This is a genomic window from Rhizobium bangladeshense (genome assembly GCF_001662075.1).
Lineage (GTDB): Bacteria > Pseudomonadota > Alphaproteobacteria > Rhizobiales > Rhizobiaceae > Rhizobium > Rhizobium bangladeshense_B.
In genome coordinates, this window is the sequence record NZ_LYPL01000048.1 from 1 (window position 1) to 619 (window position 619).

A 619-nucleotide genomic window follows, 5' to 3' on the forward strand; every position below is an offset into this window, starting at 1 on the left:
TGCTGTTGAAAGCTATTACCTGCGGCGAAAGCCAGCGTTCATTGACCGAGAATGCAATTGTAACGACATGTGATTAGCGCCCAAATGGCGGTTGAGAATCAGGGTGGGGCCTTGCTTTTATGATTCATGAAATAGACTTCGTTCAGTACCGGAAGCTCAGGAAGATCAAAATTGACTTCCGCAAGGGCGTGAATCTCATCTCCGGAACAAACGGTACTTGCAAGTCCACGCTGATGCACATCATCAGCAATTCGTTCCAAGCCGTGAAACGCACTGATCCTCGGTTTAAGTCTGCAGAACCGGCGAGCATTCTCAGCAGGTTCGTGGACAAGGTAAATCCGAAGATTGAGACGGTCTCGAGAGGCGACAAGGGCAGCTATAGCAATCCCGCGAACGGGAAGACGGGCGTGCTGTTCTCGGTTAAATACCTGAATGGGGACACCATCGCGTTCAGACGTCATAACTCGAAAGACCCGCAGCAGGTCAATAACTTCAGGTTCTCCATCAAACCTCAGTACGGTCGCGCGAAAAAGGACCAGCTTCCGGCGGTCCCCGTCGTCTATCTAGGCCTTTCGCGCCTTTTTCCATATGGGGTCTCCCGCGAGGCCTTGGGCGAAAT

The 619-nt window shown here is 52.0% G+C and carries 1 protein-coding gene; it reads left to right on the top strand.

The features are described from left to right. Positions 1–119 precede the first annotated feature (119 nt). The coding region (locus A7X77_RS31090) for an ATP-binding protein (protein ID WP_156668192.1) at positions 120–619 on the top strand (500 nt) is incomplete at its 3' end.